Here is a 3,532-nt window from a genome sequence, read left to right as displayed (position 1 = left end):
TGATAGCACCGTACTATACAGGCTTCATGATGGAAAGGGGAAAAAGTATCGCAGAAACCCTCTCCTGGATTTCTGCGATGGCCGTATCGGCAGGGATCGTCGTTTTGATTTTCGGAAGAGAGACGAAAGGAAGGTATATCGACTAATCGGGTAAAACGGTACTTCCGATGTTTTCCCCTCTCAGGACCTTCAAAAGTGAATTCGGTTCGAAGAAATTTATAACCTTGACGATTATACCCAGCTTTCTGCAAAGGGCAAAGGCTTCGGCGTCCATAACTTCAATACCCATTTTCATCGCCTCGGAGAGGGTCAGGTGTTCGATTTTTCTGGCGTCTGGAAACTTTTTTGGATCTTTGTCGTAGATTCCATCCACTTTCGTCGCCTTTACAATGATCTGCGCTTTCATCTCCCTCGCACGTAAAACGGCAGCGGTATCCGTGGTGAAGAACGGATTGCTGGTTCCACCGGCGAATATCAAAACGAAATTGTTCTTGATGGCCGATTCGATCGAATCATAATTTATACTCTCCACATCGGGAAGGTTCACTATCTGCGAGAAAATCTTCGTCTTCAAGCCCTCCTTCTCAAAACAGTCCTTCAAGTATACCGCGTTCATGACGGTTCCAAGAAGGCCTATTTGGTCCGCTCTTTCTTTGGACAGATCTTTCAGTTCACTGCCCCTGAACAGATTCCCAGCCCCCACCACTATTCCTATCCTATAACCCTTTTCAACCACTTTCTTTATCTCCGAAGTGAGATAAGATATCTTTTCTGGATCGAAACCTTTTTTTCCTTCACCGGATAGTGCTTCTCCACTCAGTTTCACCAGTACTCTCATGATCCTACCTCCAAAAAAAGGGTGAGCCTCCCGCTCACCCTTCTTCTCCAACCTCGTATCTTGTAAACCTCGAAACCCTTATGTTCTCTCCTGTTTTGGCTATGAGTTCGTTTATGAGATCTTTCACCTTCTTCGACTCGTCAAATATGTAGGTTTGTTCGTAAAGACAGACTTGCTCGAAGAACTTTTCCAGTTTCCCTTCAACAATCCTCTCGATCACATGTTCCGGCTTGTCTTTTATCTGTGCACGGTAGATCTCCCTTTCCTTCTCTATGACTTCCTCTGGAACGTCTTCCTTTTTGACGTACCTTGGTTTCATGGCGGCAACTTGCTTTGCCAGGTTGTAAGCCAGCTCTTTGAATTCATCCGTTCTTGCCACGAAATCCGTCTCGCAGTTCATCTCGAGCAGGACTCCTATTCTTCCGTTGAAATGGACGTAAGCAACTATCAAACCTTCCTTTGTAACTCTTCCAGCTTTCTTTTCGGCGGTTGCTGCTCCCTTTTTCCTCAGAATTTCCACCGCTTTTTCTATGTCTCCGCTGGCTTCCTCAAGCGCTTTCTTACAGTCAAGCACACCCGCACCCGTCATCTCTCTGAGCTTTTTGATGAGATCCATGGATACTTCCATTTCACTTTCCTCCTTTCTTGGTCTTTGCACTGAGTTCATAGGAATTTGGGTCATTCCAACTGTAATCCAGGGAGATTTTTACCTTGAATTCTCTCTGCAGTCTTTTCACATCCTCTTTCTTAAAATAACCGGACATGTTCGGATGAAGCTTTAAAATGACTTCGTCAAACTCTCTCAGCTTCTTTAGATCCTCTCTTATCCTCTTCAAAAGGACTTTCTGAGAGATCACTCTTCCGGTTCCACCGCAGACAGGACATTTGGTGAAGAGAAAAGCGTCCAACGGTCTGGTTGTCCTTCTCCTTGTCATTTCCAAAAGACCCAGGTTCGTGAAACCGAAGACCTCTATCCTCGTTCCATCTTTCTTCGCGACTTCTCTGAAGCGCTCGAGGATCTTCTCGTAGTTTTTCGGGTCCCGTTGCTTGATGAAATCTACCACAACGATGCCACCAATGTTCCTGAGAATCAACTGTCGAACGATCTCCTCGATGGCTTCTAGGTTGGTTCTCAAAGCGAGTTCTTCCTGATTTTCGGCATCTGTGTAGCTCTCAGAATTTACGTCTATCACTGTGAGGGCTTCCGTTCTGTCTATTACGATGTTTCCACCACTCTTCAGCGATACCGTTCGCGAGAGAAGCTGTTTCAACCTATCGTAGATGAAATACTTTTCAAACAAATCACCTTCTGTGTACACCAGTTCGGGTTTTTTTGGGAGCGTTCGAGCGTACTTTTCCAGAGTGCTCAGAATCGATCTTTCGTTGTAAACCAACCTGTCGATCTTCGAATTGACTTTTTCTTTCACTATCTGCTCAACGGGATCTTCTTCGTAGAGGAGCTTGGGTTTTCTCGACCTTTTGAATTTTTGAAGGACCTCATTCCACTTTTTCAAAGCTTCCTGAAAGTTTTTGACGATCTCTTCCTCTTCGACCCCCTCGGCGGCTGTCCTCATGATGACTCCAATGCTGTGCTTTTTCCTTAGATCAACCGCAAGACATCTCAGTCTTCGTCTTTCTGATTTGCTTTCGATCTTTTTGGAGACCCCTATTACCTTTTTGAACGGAAAGAGTACCACAAATCTATCAGCGATCCCTATTTGTGCTGTCACCTGCGGACCTTTTCTCCCGGAGGCGTCCTTCTTTACCTGTACGAGAACCTTCGTTCCTTCTGTTACTTCCTGACCCTTCAGAACAGTCTCTCTGTATGACTTGTTTATCTCGCTCAGCTTCAGAAAGGCGTTCCTGCCTTTTCCGATTTTTACAAAGGCCGCTTCAAGGCCAGGTACGATCTTCTCTACCCTTCCAAGATAGATCTTTCCTGTGATCGTTTCTATCTCATCGAGAAAGATCTCTTCTAGTTTCCCGTCGTTTAAAACTGCGTAAGATAAACTATCTGGTTGCATGTTCAAAAGGAATTCTCTTATATCTTCGACACCTCCAGTTTACTCTGCCATCTCGAGGAGATGTATCTCTCCGTTTTCGTCCCTGTAAAGCATGTTTATTTCCCCGGTGTTCACATTTCTGAAGACGAGAAATTTGTGTTTCAGCTCATCCATCTGCATGACCGCTTCATCAAGATCCATGTTGAGCAGAGAAACTCTTTTCACCGAAGAGATCCTGTCGGAAGGAGAAAATTCTCCAGGTTCCTCAAAGGGCTTTTTAACCGGCACTGATTTTCTGTGATCGTGATTCTTCGTTTTTTCTTTCAATCTTTTTACTTGTTTTTCCAAAGCATCGGATGCAAAATCTATCGCTGTGTAAATGTCTGGATGTCTTTCTTCCACGTTTATGATGTTTCCCTTCAAATTCATGTTGAATTTCACAACATACTGGTTTTTTCCGTCTTTTTCTATCCTGACGTTGAATGAAACCAGCTCGTCATCGTAGATCACTCTGTCCACTTTATCGAGACGTTTTTCAAGATAATTCTTGATGGCGTCTGAGATCTCCACACCCTTTCCTGTTATTCTGTAATCCATGAATGCACCTCCTCATGCGAGTGTCAAAATCCCAGCTCCAAACATCTTGGGCCCGGAGTGAACAGCAAGAGTAGGTGGTAATCTGACAATGTCC

General features: G+C 44.6%; 4 protein-coding genes and 1 pseudogene. All 5 read right to left on the bottom strand.

Annotated features, from left to right (window positions below):
- Window positions 1-142 precede the first annotated feature (142 nt).
- Window positions 143-838 (bottom strand): UMP kinase, encoded by a 696-nt coding sequence (gene pyrH, locus J7K79_RS05155; protein ID WP_296905848.1) that lies wholly within the window; start codon window positions 836-838, stop codon window positions 143-145.
- A 34-nt stretch (window positions 839-872) separates the two neighbouring features.
- The gene (tsf, locus tag J7K79_RS05150; protein WP_296905846.1) at window positions 873-1,466 is read right to left on the bottom strand and encodes a translation elongation factor Ts; all 594 of its coding nucleotides are present in this window, start codon (window positions 1,464-1,466) and stop codon (window positions 873-875) included.
- A 1-nt stretch (window position 1,467) separates the two neighbouring features.
- Window positions 1,468-2,862 carry a ribonuclease E/G gene (locus tag J7K79_RS05145; protein WP_296905850.1) on the bottom strand — a complete coding sequence of 465 codons (1,395 nt, stop codon included), beginning with the start codon at window positions 2,860-2,862 and terminating at the stop codon, window positions 1,468-1,470.
- A gap of 39 nt (window positions 2,863-2,901) precedes the next feature.
- A complete protein-coding gene (raiA, locus tag J7K79_RS05140; RefSeq protein ID WP_296905844.1) occupies window positions 2,902-3,438 on the bottom strand; it encodes a ribosome-associated translation inhibitor RaiA in 537 nt (178 codons plus the stop codon).
- A gap of 12 nt (window positions 3,439-3,450) precedes the next feature.
- Window positions 3,451-3,532: pseudogene (locus tag J7K79_RS05135) on the bottom strand (fatty acid-binding protein DegV); the annotation flags it as partial.

The sequence above is a fragment of the Thermotoga sp. genome (assembly GCF_021162145.1).
Lineage (GTDB): Bacteria > Thermotogota > Thermotogae > Thermotogales > Thermotogaceae > Thermotoga.
The sequence above is the reverse complement of the archived record's forward strand: the minus strand, read 5'-3'. Positions and strand labels throughout refer to the sequence as shown.

Bases quoted from the DNA above. Each gene is read 5' to 3' on its own strand.
- tsf (WP_296905846.1), bottom strand. From the start codon at position 1,466: ATGGAAGTATCCATGGATCTCATCAAAAAGCTCAGAGAGATGACGGGT.
- pyrH (WP_296905848.1), bottom strand. From the start codon at position 838: ATGAGAGTACTGGTGAAACTGAGTGGAGAAGCACTATCCGGTGAAGGA.
- J7K79_RS05145 (WP_296905850.1), bottom strand. From the start codon at position 2,862: ATGCAACCAGATAGTTTATCTTACGCAGTTTTAAACGACGGGAAACTA.
- raiA (WP_296905844.1), bottom strand. From the start codon at position 3,438: ATGGATTACAGAATAACAGGAAAGGGTGTGGAGATCTCAGACGCCATC.